The 14,931-nt window shown below is 35.6% G+C and carries 15 protein-coding genes; 13 read left to right on the top strand and 2 right to left on the bottom strand.

Annotation, left to right across the window (positions count from 1 at the left end):
- The first annotated feature begins 67 nt into the window (after positions 1–67).
- The 5 genes from RDN22_RS06535 to pepT all read left to right on the top strand — a co-directional run bounded on the left by RDN22_RS06535 (position 68) and on the right by pepT (position 4,529).
- Positions 68–982 (top strand): L-lactate dehydrogenase, encoded by a 915-nt coding sequence (locus tag RDN22_RS06535; RefSeq protein WP_308556856.1) that lies wholly within the window; start codon positions 68–70, stop codon positions 980–982.
- Positions 983–1,095: 113 nt separating this feature from the next.
- Positions 1,096–1,662 (top strand): TetR/AcrR family transcriptional regulator, encoded by a 567-nt coding sequence (locus RDN22_RS06530; protein WP_308556854.1) that lies wholly within the window; start codon positions 1,096–1,098, stop codon positions 1,660–1,662.
- 20 nt (positions 1,663–1,682) lie between these two features.
- Positions 1,683–2,507, top strand: coding sequence for an exodeoxyribonuclease III (locus RDN22_RS06525; RefSeq protein WP_308556852.1), 825 nt, complete (start codon positions 1,683–1,685; stop codon positions 2,505–2,507).
- Complete coding sequence (locus RDN22_RS06520) at positions 2,495–3,130, top strand: DNA-3-methyladenine glycosylase I (RefSeq protein ID WP_308556850.1); 636 nt, start codon at positions 2,495–2,497, stop codon at positions 3,128–3,130. The genes RDN22_RS06525 and RDN22_RS06520 overlap by 13 nt, the downstream gene beginning before the upstream one ends.
- A 115-nt stretch (positions 3,131–3,245) precedes the next feature.
- Positions 3,246–4,529 carry a peptidase T gene (gene pepT, locus RDN22_RS06515; RefSeq protein WP_308556848.1) on the top strand — a complete coding sequence of 428 codons (1,284 nt, stop codon included), beginning with the start codon at positions 3,246–3,248 and terminating at the stop codon, positions 4,527–4,529.
- Positions 4,530–4,587: 58 nt separating this feature from the next.
- Here pepT and RDN22_RS06510 read toward each other — a convergent pair whose 3' ends face one another.
- Complete coding sequence (locus RDN22_RS06510) at positions 4,588–5,511, bottom strand: BadF/BadG/BcrA/BcrD ATPase family protein (protein WP_308556847.1); 924 nt, start codon at positions 5,509–5,511, stop codon at positions 4,588–4,590.
- Between the two features lie 109 nt (positions 5,512–5,620).
- A complete protein-coding gene (locus RDN22_RS06505; RefSeq protein WP_308556846.1) occupies positions 5,621–8,209 on the bottom strand; it encodes a YfhO family protein in 2,589 nt (862 codons plus the stop codon).
- A 90-nt stretch (positions 8,210–8,299) separates the two neighbouring features.
- On the opposite strand from RDN22_RS06505, the gene RDN22_RS06500 reads away from it, so the two are divergent.
- From RDN22_RS06500 to RDN22_RS06465, 8 genes are all read left to right on the top strand, one after another.
- Positions 8,300–10,408, top strand: a complete 2,109-nt coding sequence (locus RDN22_RS06500) for a penicillin-binding protein 2 (protein WP_308556845.1) — start codon at positions 8,300–8,302, stop codon at positions 10,406–10,408.
- Positions 10,409–10,483: 75 nt separating this feature from the next.
- Positions 10,484–10,633 (top strand): 50S ribosomal protein L33, encoded by a 150-nt coding sequence (gene rpmG / locus RDN22_RS06495; RefSeq protein ID WP_006351577.1) that lies wholly within the window; start codon positions 10,484–10,486, stop codon positions 10,631–10,633.
- A 54-nt stretch (positions 10,634–10,687) separates the two neighbouring features.
- A complete protein-coding gene (locus RDN22_RS06490) occupies positions 10,688–11,251 on the top strand; it encodes a 5-formyltetrahydrofolate cyclo-ligase (RefSeq protein WP_308556844.1) in 564 nt (187 codons plus the stop codon).
- Positions 11,252–11,286: 35 nt separating this feature from the next.
- A complete protein-coding gene (locus RDN22_RS06485) occupies positions 11,287–11,967 on the top strand; it encodes a rhomboid family intramembrane serine protease (protein WP_308556843.1) in 681 nt (226 codons plus the stop codon).
- Positions 11,967–12,197, top strand: coding sequence for a YqgQ family protein (locus RDN22_RS06480; protein ID WP_308556842.1), 231 nt, complete (start codon positions 11,967–11,969; stop codon positions 12,195–12,197). The genes RDN22_RS06485 and RDN22_RS06480 overlap by 1 nt, the downstream gene beginning before the upstream one ends.
- Before the next feature lie 58 nt (positions 12,198–12,255).
- A complete protein-coding gene (locus tag RDN22_RS06475) occupies positions 12,256–12,657 on the top strand; it encodes a rhodanese-like domain-containing protein (RefSeq protein ID WP_308556841.1) in 402 nt (133 codons plus the stop codon).
- A gap of 77 nt (positions 12,658–12,734) precedes the next feature.
- Positions 12,735–13,655: a tRNA (adenosine(37)-N6)-dimethylallyltransferase MiaA gene (gene miaA, locus RDN22_RS06470; protein WP_308556840.1), complete on the top strand. Its 921-nt coding sequence runs from the start codon at positions 12,735–12,737 to the stop codon at positions 13,653–13,655.
- Positions 13,648–14,898, top strand: coding sequence for an aminotransferase class V-fold PLP-dependent enzyme (locus tag RDN22_RS06465; protein WP_308556839.1), 1,251 nt, complete (start codon positions 13,648–13,650; stop codon positions 14,896–14,898). The genes miaA and RDN22_RS06465 overlap by 8 nt, the downstream gene beginning before the upstream one ends.
- The last annotated feature ends 33 nt before the right edge of the window (positions 14,899–14,931 follow it).

Here is a 14,931-nt window from a genome sequence, read left to right as displayed (position 1 = left end):
ATACTAATTTGATTAATTATCACAATATGACTTATTTCGATTTATATAATACGAGAAAGGATTCCTTATGAGAAAAGTAGGTATTATTGGCTTAGGCCACGTTGGTGCGACTGTAGCATATACTTTGTTTACTCACGGCATTGCTGATGAATTAGTTTTGCTTGATAAAAATGAAGATAAGGTAGCTGCTGAATACAATGATTTACACGATACATTAGCTAGAAACAATTACTATGTTCGTGTAACTATGCAAGACTGGCATGAATTAAAAGATGCTGACATCGTTGTAACTGCTTTTGGTGATATTGCTGCTAGTGTTAAGACTGGTGATCGTTTTGGCGAATTTGAACTTAACGCTAAGAATGCTAAAGAAGTCGGAGAAAAGATCAAGAATTCTGGCTTCAAGGGTGTATTGATCAATATTTCCAACCCATGTGATGCAGTTGCTCAAATTTTGCAAGAAACTACTGGTTTATCTAAGAACCAAGTTTTTGGTACTGGTACTTTCCTAGATACTGCTAGAATGCAAAGAATTGTCGGTGAAAAGCTTAATCAAGATCCAAGAAACGTTGAAGGCTGGGTATTAGGTGAACACGGTTCTTCACAATTTATTGCTTGGTCAACAGTACGTGTAAACAACAAGATTGCTATTCAATTATTTAGTGAAAATGAACAAAAGAAGTTGAGTAAGCAACCTAACAAGAATTCATTTGTTGTTGCTAACGGTAAGGGCTACACTAGCTATGCTATTGCAACTTGTGCAACACGTTTAATCCAAGCTGTATTTTCAGATGCTCGCTTATTTGCTCCTGTATCTGTTTATAACCCAGAATACAAGACTTACATTGGCTATCCTGCAATTATCGGCCGCGACGGTATTGAACAAGTAGTTGAATTAAAGCTTACTTCAAGTGAACGCGAAAAGCTTCAAGCTGCAGCTGATAAGATTAAGGAGCACCTTGATCAATTGAAGAATAAGTAAAAAACGGATAGTTTATCGTTTTTTAGAACTGAATTATTATTCAGTTCTTTTTCTTACAGTCGATTCGTACATTGTACGAATTAAGATAAATATTTTTATAAGGAAATAAGAATATGTCTAAAATTGAAACACAGAAATTAAGCATTATTACTGCAGCCACGGAATTGTTTTCTAAAAAAGGTTATCCTAATGTTTCCGTTCGTGAAATTGCTAAAAAAGCAGATGTGGTACCAAGTCAAATTCGTTATTATTTTGATTCTAAAGAGAATTTGTTAAAAGTAGTTATTGACAATGTGATGTCGGATTTTTTGTCTCAGTTAGCTCAAAAGCTAAATAATCAAAAAGATCCAGAAGAAAAAATAAGAATATTTATGGCAGCTTATAAAAATTCATTATTAAAAAATGTTGGTGAATATATGTTGATCACCGAATTAGTAAATATGAATATTTATAATAGCGGACATGATCAATTTTCTGAACAATTATTAAATAGATTTGCATCAATTGTAGCTAAAGAAATTTTTCATGATCTGCCTAACAATATGGATACTGCAAGAATGTTCATTGGCTCCTTAATGGGTGCGGCTTCTTGGATTCTATTTTCTGATGATTGGAAAAATAAATTGGATTTATTAGATCATCTTGCTGACTCGGCTATTGAGTTAATAAATGAAAAATAAATCATGTTAGGGATGATTATTTGAAATTATTAAATTGGAACATTGGTTCATTAAATTCGCTGTTTTTTTCGAAAAGTGAACGTGCAATTCAATCACGAAGTGTTTTAAAGAAAATTAGTCAGCAGAATTATGATGTTATTAGTTTTCAAGAAATAAAGATAAGTCCGGCAGGGCCAACTAATAAAGAAATCGCCTGTTTAAATAAATATTTTTCTGACTATCATATGGTCTGGCGTTCTTCCCAAAAACCGGCTAAATTGAAATATAGCGGTGTTCTATTTTTATATTCACCCAAACTAAAGCCATTAAAGATCATTAAGCCCAAAATTGATGATCAAAATTTAGATAATGAAGGTCGCTTGCTTGTCTTAGAATTTGAAAAATATTATCTTGTTAATTCTTATGTACCGCATTATGAATTTCATAAAGAAAAACAATACGATCACTGGATGAAAGAATTAACTGAATATTTGGTTATGCTTAGTACTGATAAACCACTTTTACTTACAGGTGATTTAGTAATTTTACCAATAATAGGGCAATCTTTTACAAGAAATAAAAGAGCGGTACAAAAGTTTGAAGACCAGTATAGTAATTTGATTAAACTCGGATTAATTGACGCGTATGCAGTTAAACCAAATAATGCAAATTCTGCAACTTGGTGGGCATCCAACATTCCTAAACAAATTGACCAGGGAATTCGATTAGATTATTGGTTCGTTAGCCAAGAATTGAAGTCAAAAATAATAGAATCTGGTCCACTTGATACTGGAAAAAGGCGTGATCATGCGCCAGTTATTTTGAAGATAAAATCTATAAAAGGAGAATTAATTTGGCAGAGATAGAATGGTTTTCAGATGATCCAACTCACAAGTATTATGCTAAAAATCCGTTGTATAAGCATTATGAAGATGATGTATGGGGAATTCCTCCTCATAATGATCGGAATATTTTTGAGCAATATATTATTGGGATGTTTGCGGCAGGATTAAATTGGCATGCATCTTTTATTAAATATCCGCATCTAACTAAAGTTTTTCATGATTGGGATATAGAGAAAATAGCTCAAATGAATGATGAGGATGTGGAACGTTTACTTCAAGATAAAGGAGTGATCCGTAACCGCAGAAAGCTTAAAGCAGTTATATGGAACGCTAAGGTGGCTGTAAAAATTCAAAAAGAATATGGGTCTTTAGACAATTATTTTTGGTCACAAGTGGCGTATAAGCAAGAAAGAAGAAATGTTAAGAAGCTGGCTGAACTTGGAGCGACATCGGAAAAAGGTGACGCTTTAGCTAGACAAATGAAAAAAGATGGTTTTAAGTATGCTGGTCCAGTCTCAATTTGGTCATTTATGAATTCAATTGGGCTAGTAAGTTCTAGAATTGATCGCAAAGGTATTGAAGCCAATCCAAAGGAATACATTAAAAAACTATCTGAACAAGGTTCAAATACTTTTAATTTATAGTGATTAAGTTCTTTAAGGAATATTTTTTCATGAAATCCATTTTATTTTTAATAAAATAAATGTAAAATGAAAATTAAATTAACAAGATTTAATTTAAGAGATAGGTGAAACAAATATGTCCTTTTACGATTTAGATTTTCTTGAAAAAACATTCATCCATTATGCAAAGCAAAATACGCGTTCTTATGAAGAAAAGCATGATCAAGTGCCAACTTCTATAGGGCAAGTGAAGATGGGAAAAGAATTAACAAAACAGTTGCAAGATATAGGCTTGGAAGCTTATTACAATGAAAAGACTGCTTTTGCAATTGGGCACTTGAAGAAAAATGTGACTGATGAAGTAACACCAATTGGTTTCTTTTCTCATATTGACACAGCCGACTTTAATGCTGAAAATATTCATCCGCAAGTACATCGCAATTATGACGGTAAAAAAGTAGTACTCGATGAAAAAGAGGGCATTTATCTTGATCCCAAAGAGTTCCCTGCATTAGCTAGTTGCAAAGGTGAAACCTTAATCACTTCGGATGGTCATACTTTACTTGGAACAGATGATAAGGCGGGGATAGTTGGAATTTTAGGGATGCTCAAATATCTAACTGAACACCCTGAAATCGAGCATGGAGATATTTATATCGGCTTTGGTCCTGATGAAGAAATTGGCTATGGTGGTCGTCGTTTTGATCCAAATGATTTCCCTGGAGTAGAACTTGCTTATACTTTGGAAAATGGACGCCCAGGTGATTTTGAATATGAAACTTTCAATGCAACTGAAGCACAAATTCATATTAAGGGTACAGTGGTCCATCCAGGTGAAGCTTACGGTTTAATGGTTAATGCAACAACATTAATGAATGATTTTCTAGATCAATTGCCTAAAAATGAAGTGCCAGAAAAATCTAGAAACCATGATGGCTTTATTTTAGTATTGAATGCTACAGGATCAGTTGATCATGCTGATATTAGTTTGATTATTCGTGACTTTGATTGGGATAAATTTACGGCTAAAGAACAATTGATTAAAGACATCGTAGCTCAATTAAACGAAAAATATGGCGATCGTTTTTCATTAAAGATGCGACGTCAATATGAAAATATCTATAACGTCATTAAAGATCAGCCGTATGTGGTTAACTTGGCTCTGGATGCTTATAAAAAGCTAGGGATTAAACCTCATATTCAAACTTTTAGAGGCGGCACTGATGGTAACTTTATTACGCAAAAAGGAATTCCTACACCTAATTTATTTAATGGTGGTGGAAATTATCATGGTCGCTATGAATATGCGACAGTTGAGCAAATTGATAAATTAGCTGAAGTTTTAACTGAAATCGTGAAGGAGCATTTATACCAAACGCGTAATGGGCGTGATAATTCACCACTAGAAAAATATTGGTAAAATAAAAAGAGATCGAAATTTCTTCGATCTCTTTTTTGTGTAACTATCAGAATTTGAATTAACGATCTTCGTGGTTAGTGAAGTAGCGGTAGTCCTTACTCTTGTCGAATAATACGGCACGAGCGTTTTCACCGTTAGAAATTGAGAAGACTGCATCAGGATACTTTTCCTTGACTTCGTCTTCTACAAGGCCTCTAAGCATGTCGTTGTTAGCTAAAACAGAACCAGTTAAAGCAATCTTCATTGGCTTTGGATCTTCGTAACGATCTAAACCGATGATGATGTCACGAGCTAAAAGATGAGCTTGTTCCTTAATGATCTTAGTTGCATCTTCGTCACCCTTGTCAGCAAGTTTAGCAACGTGAACTGCCATACCAGCAACTTCTGGGTTAGACATCTTGTAGAACTTAGCGTTACATTCATCCATGTGTTCAACGTTAAACAACTTAGTGAACATATCGATAAGTGAGTTGTGTTCACGCTTGTCCCAGCTAAGAAGAGCTGATTGCATAGCTGAACGAGCAATAGCGTAGCCTGAACCTTCGTCACCTAAGATGTTGCCGTAACCACCTACAGCAATCAAGTGACCGTCTTGTAAGCCGTTGTAAACAGAACCAGTACCGGCAATAACTAAAGCACCGTCATCGCCTTCAAGACCAGCGTAAAGTGCTAACAGTGAGTCAGTAATAGCACGAGTTGGTAAGTTGTTGATTCTTGATGAAATAGTTGCAGCAACTTCTGGAGCGTTACCTACAACAGAAAGACCGGCAATACCAACTAAAACGCGCATGCAGTCGCCGTCAATCTTGTCTAACAATTCATTGATAGTATCGGAAATGTTTTTAATTCCGCCTTCGTAGTCAGCATTGATTTGACCTGGACCGCCTTCGGCACGACCAAGTTCTTTGCCATTTTCGTCATATGCGATTGCAGTTGAGTGAGTACCACCTGCATCGACACCAATTTGGTATTTAAGAGCCATATTCTTAATCTTCCTTCTATATTAATTTATCCGAATGATAACGTATACATTTTATTACATTTTGATAGTACAGGTCTAGTATTATTTTTGCTGTTAGCGCTAACACTCATTATTTTCTAATCCTTGAATAGATAAATAGTGTTAATAAACTGATAATTATGCCAAATAAGAATAGCCATGGAACATAAATTAAGGTGATTTTATGTGTTCCTTTATCCAATTTGAAATTCAAGAAGGCATTCATAAAAAGCGTTTTATTTTTATGAACTACATGACCATTATCTAAAACTAGCCAATTAAAATTGTTAGGAATAGTAGAATTCATTGTGACTGCTTTTTTAGTAGTAAATGAATTAGATCTAAGCACTAAAGCAGAAGTCTGTTTAAAGTGAGGCTGTTTTTGTTTAAATGTCAGCATTGTCTGTTCAAGCTTCTTAGTGTTTAAACGCCAAAGATTGGCTGCATTTAAATTCAATTCATTGCCTTTAAGCGTAAAGACTATATGAATTCTTTGACCTCGTTGACGGCTGCCTAAATTAATTAAACGAGCATTTTGATCACGTACGCTGGTGTTAATTCTATTGCCATTAACAGTCAAATCGATTGAATTGTCATCGATATCACCAGGTAATTCAAGATAATATGAATCGTCGGTATTAGGCTTAAAGTTAAAGATAACTCTTGCTTCTTTGGCTTTATTCTTTTTGGTATATTGCATCCAGCCGCCATCCCAGCTTGAAACGTTGATTTTTTCTGGATCAGGCCAGATTACGTTGAAAAATAGCTTTTCTTTAATTCCTGTAGCAGCTGTAAAGAATTTATTTTGATTACCTGTAATGTTGTTAGAATCAAACTTAATCTTTTCAGTTGATTTTGGTGTTAAGAATAAAAGAGGTAGAGCATAATTATTTTTCATTAAAATCAATTGCTTAAAGCGCTTATTAATATCATAGTCGCTTACGTCGATTCGATTGTTTCGATTATCATATTTCATTTGCTTTTTAGCTTTAAGTGGCGTGATATCTTCGTTGGGCAAAATATAATATCTAATGCCAAAGAGATCATCACTAATAGGTGTGCCACCAAAGTTGGTGTAAGAATTACTATTATTGACGAAGCCTAGATTGTTTAATAAGTTTAGAACATTTTGATTGGAAATTGAGTTGAAAGTGCTAAGACCGTAGTAATTTGCACTGAATGGGTCATCATCTGAGCGATAGAAAGTCTTTTCTGTTCGATATAAGTTATCATCATGGTTTTGAGTATATTGAGTAACTTGCTTAGTATTTTGAACGAAGTTTTGATAGTCTACATTATTTTGGTAGGCTAAATTGTTCAAAGATAGTACTAAGTTGATGATGACTTCTAGCTCAATGATCAGACAAAAGAACGGAGCTGCAAAGTTGCTTTTGTTGTAGATAAAGCCGATAAAGAGAATACCTAAGGCCAAAAATGTAGCTGTAGCTGTTTGTGCATTTTGATTTAAAAAAGCGAATGATTTGGCATTGAGCGTGATGAAGGTAATTAAACCAATTGATAATAGAATTAGAATGCCTATTTGCCAGAATCTTATTTTTTCACGCTGATTCAAGGCAATTATTGCTAGGTTTAGTGCAAAAAAGATTAATACAAAAGAGAAGCGCCCTGGATACCAGACTGGGAATTGACCTAAGTGCCAGATCAATACAAGTGGTGTCCAGAATAAAGAAAAGATCAGAAATATTAGTAATAAGCCATTAGCTAGCTTATGTTGCCAATCAATTTTTCTACTTAAGAAATAAAAGATAGCAATTATTAAAAAGGGCAGAGCAATATAAATGTTGGGCATCCCTTCCTGCATTTCATGGAAGTTATATGCACCGTCTGCTAATTTGGCTAATTCATTGTATGGAGTGAATTGAAAGCCTAAAGACCAATCTGCGCTTGAAGTTGCCTTTCCTTGAAGCATTTCGCTTGCGACAGGAAGTAGCATAAAGGCGTCTAAAAATGAACCAAAGATACTCTTTTTAAGATATTCCCAGAAAAGAGGCCACCAGCTTTTTTTATTATGGAAAAATAGTTGGCTTAATAGATAAAGCAGTCCAAAGGCTAAAGCCATATATGCTGTGTAAAAATTGGTGAACCACAATAAAAAGGTAATTAATACTAGATGATTCTTTTTATTTACGAGTAATCGGTCAATTGCATCAATTAATAGTGGCAAAAGCAATACTGAATCTAGCCACATCAAATTAAAATGGTTGGCGATGGTGTAGCCCGATAAAGCGTAAGCGGTGCTGGCTGCTAAAGCATAAAAATTATGATTGATTTTTTGTCGCCAGTAATAGTAACTAGTTAAGCCTGCTGTAGCTATTTTGGCTGCGATAATAACCAATACCATTTGAGGCAAGAATTTTTGCGGTGCCAAAAATAGTAATAAATTGAATGGACTAGACAGATAATAAGCATCTGTTGCTAGCATTGAGCCACCTAAGCCATTTGCAAATGAATAAATTAACCTAAGTGGGTGAGTAAATAGATTACTTCTAAAATAGGCTAAAAAGTCGACATATTGCTGGCCTAAATCAACAGTTAAAACGCCATTTTTGGTATAAAAGAAATAACTTAAGAAAATTAGGCCTGGTAAAATGAAACTGATGATGTAAAGCAGTCTTTCTGTATTGAAATTTAGCTTAAGTGTTTTAAAATATTTGTTCATATTAAAATTTATCTAAGCTCCGTTCAGAATCGTAGAATTAACGTTCAGTTTTTGTTAAAATACATACAGTTTTAGTAAGGGACGATTTACGTGGATTATTTTAGAAAAAATAGTGGGACTGGTTCAAATAAGCAGTCCTCAACTCCAATAAGAATGCGAATCATTCTGGGTGTTATTCTCGTGCTTTTTGCGATGCTGATAGGTCAATTAGCATATTTGCAATTGGTATATGGCTCTCGCTTTAAGGCAGAGGTGCAACAGTCTGATTCAACCGTTGTATCAAATCAAGTGCCCCGTGGGGTAATGTATGATGCTAAAGGGCGTGTCTTAGTAGGAAATAAGGCAACTAATGCCATTACTTATACTAAGAGTGCCTCGACTACTACTACGCAGATTTATCAAATCTCAAATGCGTTGAGTAATTATATTAAGATTACCGATGAAAAGCCAACAAAGCAAATGGTAGCCGATTATTATTTAGCTAATGAAGATAATAATACCAAGATTTCAGCACAGCTTCCTAAATCTGCTAAGGTTGACGCAGATGGTAATAAGAAGACCAACTCAGAAATTTATCAAGCTGAACTTGATTATGTTGAAAAGATGAATCCGAAATTGACTGAGAAGCAGAAGACTGCTGCTTTGATCTTTAATAAGATTTCTGGAGCTTATACTTTATCAACTATCTATATCAAGAACAAAGGCTTGACTGATAGAGAAATTGCTCAAGTTGGTGAACACTTATCAGAGCTTCCAGGTGTTGGTATTGGTACGGATTGGCAAAGAGCATATCCAAATGGTTCATCAATCCAAAGTATCATCGGTTCAGTTTCAACTGAAAAATCTGGTTTGCCTAGTGATAACTTGCAATACTACTTAAGAAATGGTTATTCAAGAAACGACCGTGTTGGTACTTCATATCTTGAAGAAGAATATGAACCTCTTTTAAAGGGTACTAAGTCAACTAGCCGTGTAACTACTAAGTCTAACGGTAATATTCAGCAAACTAAGACCGTTTATAATGGTCAAGCTGGTGCCAGCTTAATGCTTACTATTGATGCTAAATATCAAAAGCAAGTTCAAGCTGCATTAAAGCGTGTATATAGTTCTGCGGAATCAGCCGGCGCAGCTCGCTATTCAAATGGTGCATACGCTGTAGCAATGAATCCTAAAACAGGTGCGCTTTTAGCTGTTGCTGGTATTAGCAGAAATACTAATACAGGTAAGACTACTGATAATGCGTTAGGTGTAATCAACCAATCATTTGTTATGGGGTCTGTTGTTAAAGGGGCAACTGTTTCAGGTGGTTTGATTAATAAGGTAATTACTCCAACTAATAATACTTTGCCTGATACACCAATTTATCTTCTAGGTTCTCCAGTTAAGAAATCTGTTTACCCAATCGGTACTTTCAGTTCTCTTGATGCAGAAACAGCTCTTGAAGTTTCAAGTAACATTTACATGATGCACCTTGCTATGAAATGGGTAGGCGCAAAATATGTACCTAAGTCCTACATTCATATGCCTAATGACTCATTTGATATTTTACGTAGAAACTTTGCGATGTTTGGTTTAGGCCAAAAGACTGGTGTTGACTTGCCAGGTGAAGTTTCAGGTATTGAAGGTAAGTCTTTCAACTCTAAAGGTAATATCTTGTCTGGTTCAGTACTTGACTTGGCCTACGGTAACTATGATGCATATACGCCAATTCAATTGGTACAATATGTTTCAACTATTGCTAACGGCGGCTACAGAATGCAGCCTTATATCGTGCAATCAGTTGGTAAGACAAGTAAAGACGGTAAGAAGATTTACATCAATTACAATAAAAAGCCTAATGTACAACAAGCAATTCCTTGGACACAAGATGAATTAAATGTTGTAAGACAAGGTTTCTGGCGCGTAGTTCACGGAACTAACGGCTGGGGTACTGCTCACCCATTGAAGAACGTTAAGCCTTCAATTTCAGGTAAGACTGGTACCGCTCAAACTTTCTACTACGATGCAGAACACCCTAATAGAAAGCACAATATCGAATTAATTAACGCTACCTTTATCGGGTATGCACCATCTAAGAATCCTAAGTTGGCAGTTGCAGTTGTCTTCCCAGGATTGGATCCAGATGGCGAAGGAACATATACTTTGCAGGTAGCTAAAGCAATGATTCAGGATTATTTTAAACTTCATTCAACAAAATAATGATTAATACTGGTCAAATTGCTTGAAAAATGCTATCCTAGTACAGTCAGAATAAAAGTGTAGGTGGTGAAAGAAATGGCAGATAACATCATTTTAGAATGCACCGAATGTGGCGATAGAAGTTACTTATCTAAGAAGAACAAGCGTAAGCATCCGGAACGTTTATCTTTGAAGAAGTATTGCCCAGTTGAAAGACGAGTAACACTTCACCGTGAAACTAAGTAATAAACCAAAGTAGCAGGTTCAGTGCCTGCTATTTTTTTGTTTTTGGACGAAAAAATGCAAAAATCAGAATTAAGAAAAGAACAAATTAATAAATTAAAAGAATTTGCTGGTACCAAAGAGAAAAAAGCTGAAGATAGAATCTTATTAGAAAAACTAATGGCTACTGATTTGATTGAAAAAAGCCAAACCATTGGTGTGACTGCCTCTTTGCCTTTTGAAGTGGATACTTCAGAATTAATTGCCAGATTGTGGGAAGAGGGCAAAGAAGTTTACTTAGCTAAGGCTAGGGAAGATCAAAATCATGCTATGGATTTTCTTCACTACACTTATATGAGCAAATTAGTTAAATCTAAATTTGGCGTTGAAGAAATAGCTGACCCTGATGCGGAAGTTAAGAACGATCTTGATTTAGTTATCGTACCTGGTTTAGCTTTTGCAATAGATTCACATATTCGTTTAGGCTTTGGCGGTGGATACTATGATCGCTATTTAGCTAAATATAATCCTAAGACCGTTTCACTTGTAAATACACCAATGCAATTTGCTAGTTCACAGTGGCCAGTTGAAAAAACAGATATTCCGATTCAAACAATTGTGACACCTGACAAAATCTATTAAAATAGATCGAAATAACGAAATTAAGGGGATGCTAAATGAATCGAAGAATCAACTTATCACAATCAATTGTGACAATGGGCATTTTAATAGTGCTATTGATCGTCTTTTTAGTCGAAGTATTTCTTGGCGGCTCAGAAAATACAAACGTATTGATGAGAATGGGAGCTATGAACAACTATGCTGTTGTAGTTGGTCAACAATGGTGGCGCTTGTTTACTGCACAATTCTTGCATATTGGCGTAATGCATTTAGTTTCTAATGCAGTGATTATTTACTACATGGGACAATACATGGAGCCAATTATGGGTCATACTCGCTTTTTAGTGACCTATCTTTTAGCTGGTGTTGGTGGTAACTTATTCAGTTTAGCCTTTAGTGCTGATCGCGGCTTAAGTGCTGGCGCTTCTACTGCTTTATTTGGCCTTTTTGGTGCGATGACTGCAATTGGTCTTCGCAACATTCATAACCCAATGATTAGCTTTTTAGGTAGACAAGCCTTTGTCTTGGCTTTAATTAACTTGGCTCTTGATATTTTTGTCCCTGGAATTGATATTTGGGGTCATATCGGTGGCTTGATTACTGGCTTTTTGTTAGCAATTATTTTAGGCGATCGCGTAATGAGATCTTATAACCCTAAGTGGCGCGTTTTGGCTGGAGCAGCATTAATTTTTTATGTAGTTTGGACAGTTAGAACAGGAATGGTTATTAACTTCTAATGAAGACTTTATATGATGTACAGCAGCTTTTAGAAAAATATGGGATTTTGGTCCATGTCGGTAAAAGAATTTGGGACATTGAACTAATGGCTCTTGAACTAGATAATATTAATAAAGCTGGATTAATCGATCAACATGATTATATGGTGGCTAAGCTTATTTTGCGCAGAGAGCATCGCATTGAAGAACTCAATGAAAAAAAGAAAGATGAGAAAAACAATAGCAAGTAAATAAGTTTAGCGGTATCATTATATTTGTAAGTTTTTATGAAAGGGCAGATTAGATTTTATGTCGAGTTTTTTAATTGTCTTAGATACCGTATTATTAGTTATTCTTTTAGTCATCGGTGGTATTTGGGCTTGGAATAAGATTCAAGCCAAGTCTTTAGGTGGCGAATTAACTAATGAAGAATTTAAAGAAGGTATGCGTAAGGCACAAATTATTGATCTGCGAGAAAAAGAACCTTTTAAACGCAAGCATATAGATGGTGCACGTAACTTGCCATATACAATGCTTAAGTATCAATATAATGAGCTTAGAAGCGATTTACCGGTTTACCTTTACTCAGACTCAAATACAATTACATTGAGAGCTGCCCGTTTCTTGAAGAAGAAGGGCTTTGTTTCAGTCCACTGGCTTAAAGGTGGCTTTGAAACCTGGGACGGTAGAACTAAGAAGTCTAAATATTAATTTGAAAAACACATTTGGGAGGAGAAACTGCCCAAATGTGCTTTTTTCATATAAAAATACAATTGAAAGATGATTATATGCAAAAAGTATTAGCCCTTGTTGGTCCAACTGCTATTGGTAAAACAGATCTGGCAATTGCATTAGCTCAAAAATTGAATGGTGAGATTGTTTCGGGCGATTCCATGCAAGTTTATCAAGAAGTTGAAGTTGGAACTGCCAAGGCAACGCAAGAAGAACAAGCTAAGGTTAAGCATTATCTTGTTGACACTCGCTCAGTATTTGATGAATTTTCTGTCAAAGATTTTGTAGATGAGGCTCAAAAAGCAATTAAAAAAATTAGTGCCAAGGGGAAACTGCCAATTTTAGCTGGAGGTACCGGCTTTTATGTAAATGCCTTGCTTAATAAAATGCAATTAGGCGAAAAGGATGATGAAAAGCGAGGTACTTCTCAAAAGTGGGAGGATTATCTTGCAAAATATGGTCCAGAAAAATTATGGCAAGTTTTAAATGAAAAAGATCCAGCTGCAGCTAAGAAAATTCCCGTACCAAATTCACGCAGAACAATGCGGGCTTTGACTGTAATTGACCGTACAGGCAAGAGATTTTCAGAGCAGCAGAAGAAAATTGAACCGCGATATGATTATTTGATTATTGGATTAAACTCAGATAGACAGGAAATTTATCGCAGAATTAATTTGCGTGTAGATAAAATGATGCAGCACGGCATGCTAGATGAGGCTAAGTTTATCTATGAAAATCGAGATAAAGAACACCAAATTTTGCAGGCGATTGCTTATAAGGAATTCTTCCCTTATTTTGAAGGTAAAGAAGATTTAGATAGCTGTATAACGCAGCTGAAGACTGCTTCAAGACGGTATGCCAAACGGCAATTGACGTATTTTAGAAATCAATTGCCTGTTGTCTGGTTTGATCCGTTGAATGATCCTGATTGTGAAAAGAAGATTATTGCAAAAGTCGAGGAATGGAAAAATGAATAATTTACCAGAAAAATTGCAAAAGATTGTAAAAGAAGTTGATGAGCAGATTGCTCCTAAATTGGCAGAAATCGAAGACCAAATCATTTTTAACCAAGCTAAGGTACTTAAAGCTTTTCAAGATAATGCCGTCGCAGAAGCCGATTTAAACGGTTCTACGGGTTATGGTGATGATGATATCGGTCGTGACAAGCTGGATCGTGTTTATGCTCAAGTTTTTGATACTGAAGATGCTTTAGTACGTCCACAATTTGTTTCAGGAACGCATACTTTGTTTGTTGCTTTAAATGGTAATTTGAAGTCTGGCGACACTTTAACTTATTTGACAGGGATGCCTTATGACACTTTGCAGAAGGTAATTGGCTTAACTGACGACAAGCGCGGAACTTTAGCTGAAAAAGGAGTTAAGTTCTCTTATGTGCCACTAAACGATGAAAATACTGTTGATTATGATCAAGCAGAAAAGATCTTAAAGCGTGATCAACCAAAGGTTGTAGCTATCCAGCGCTCACGTGGCTATTCAACTAGAAAGACTTTTACTATTGATCAAATTAAAGAAATGATTGCCTTTGTTAAGAAAGTTAGCCCTAAGAGTATTGTCTTTGTTGACAATTGTTATGGTGAATTTTCTGAAAAGCATGAAGCAACTGAGTATGGTGCAGACTTAATGGCGGGTTCTTTAATTAAAAATCCTGGCGGTGGTCTAGCCAAGACCGGTGGCTATATTGTCGGTAAAAAAGACTTAGTAGAAAATGCCAAACTTGCTTTAACAGCACCTGGTTGTACTGATGAAGGTGCAACAATTGGTAATTTGCATGACTTCTATGAAGGCTTCTTCTTGTCACCTAACGTAACTGGCATGGCTGAAAAAGGGATGATCTTTGCAGCTGCCTTGTTTGACAAAATGGGCATGAATGTAACGCCTGCATGGGACGAGAAGCGTAGTGACATCATTGAGACGATTATCTTCAACGACCCTGACAAGATGGTGAAATTCGTCCAAGAAGTACAAAAGAACTCTCCAATTGATTCCTTTGTAACCCCTGAAGCTGTTCACATGGAAGGCTATGAAGATAAGATCATTATGGCAGCCGGTAACTTCGTTTCAGGTTCAACAATCGAATTTTCTGCAGATGGTCCAATTAGACCACCTTACGCAGTTTATATGCAAGGTGGCTTAACTTATGCCCATGACAAGGTCGCAATCATTAATGCGGTCCGTGATACATTTTTTAACAAAAAGTAAAGTTTAAAAAATATTTACTAGACCAATTTGACT

Origin of the sequence: uncultured Lactobacillus sp. (assembly GCF_902491705.1) — a bacterium.
In the GTDB taxonomy this organism is placed as follows: Bacteria; Bacillota; Bacilli; order Lactobacillales; family Lactobacillaceae; genus Lactobacillus.
The sequence above is the reverse complement of the archived record's forward strand: the minus strand, read 5'-3'. Positions and strand labels throughout refer to the sequence as shown.

What these genes read in the sequence shown, in the direction of transcription:
- RDN22_RS06485 (WP_308556843.1), top strand. Translation starts at nt 11,287, where the DNA reads ATGAATCGAAGAATCAACTTATCACAATCAATTGTGACAATGGGCATT.
- RDN22_RS06475 (WP_308556841.1), top strand. Translation starts at nt 12,256, where the DNA reads ATGTCGAGTTTTTTAATTGTCTTAGATACCGTATTATTAGTTATTCTT.
- pepT (WP_308556848.1), top strand. Translation starts at nt 3,246, where the DNA reads ATGTCCTTTTACGATTTAGATTTTCTTGAAAAAACATTCATCCATTAT.
- miaA (WP_308556840.1), top strand. Translation starts at nt 12,735, where the DNA reads ATGCAAAAAGTATTAGCCCTTGTTGGTCCAACTGCTATTGGTAAAACA.
- RDN22_RS06530 (WP_308556854.1), top strand. Translation starts at nt 1,096, where the DNA reads ATGTCTAAAATTGAAACACAGAAATTAAGCATTATTACTGCAGCCACG.
- RDN22_RS06510 (WP_308556847.1), bottom strand. Translation starts at nt 5,511, where the DNA reads ATGGCTCTTAAATACCAAATTGGTGTCGATGCAGGTGGTACTCACTCA.
- RDN22_RS06535 (WP_308556856.1), top strand. Translation starts at nt 68, where the DNA reads ATGAGAAAAGTAGGTATTATTGGCTTAGGCCACGTTGGTGCGACTGTA.
- rpmG (WP_006351577.1), top strand. Translation starts at nt 10,484, where the DNA reads ATGGCAGATAACATCATTTTAGAATGCACCGAATGTGGCGATAGAAGT.
- RDN22_RS06465 (WP_308556839.1), top strand. Translation starts at nt 13,648, where the DNA reads ATGAATAATTTACCAGAAAAATTGCAAAAGATTGTAAAAGAAGTTGAT.
- RDN22_RS06505 (WP_308556846.1), bottom strand. Translation starts at nt 8,209, where the DNA reads ATGAACAAATATTTTAAAACACTTAAGCTAAATTTCAATACAGAAAGA.
- RDN22_RS06480 (WP_308556842.1), top strand. Translation starts at nt 11,967, where the DNA reads ATGAAGACTTTATATGATGTACAGCAGCTTTTAGAAAAATATGGGATT.
- RDN22_RS06490 (WP_308556844.1), top strand. Translation starts at nt 10,688, where the DNA reads ATGCAAAAATCAGAATTAAGAAAAGAACAAATTAATAAATTAAAAGAA.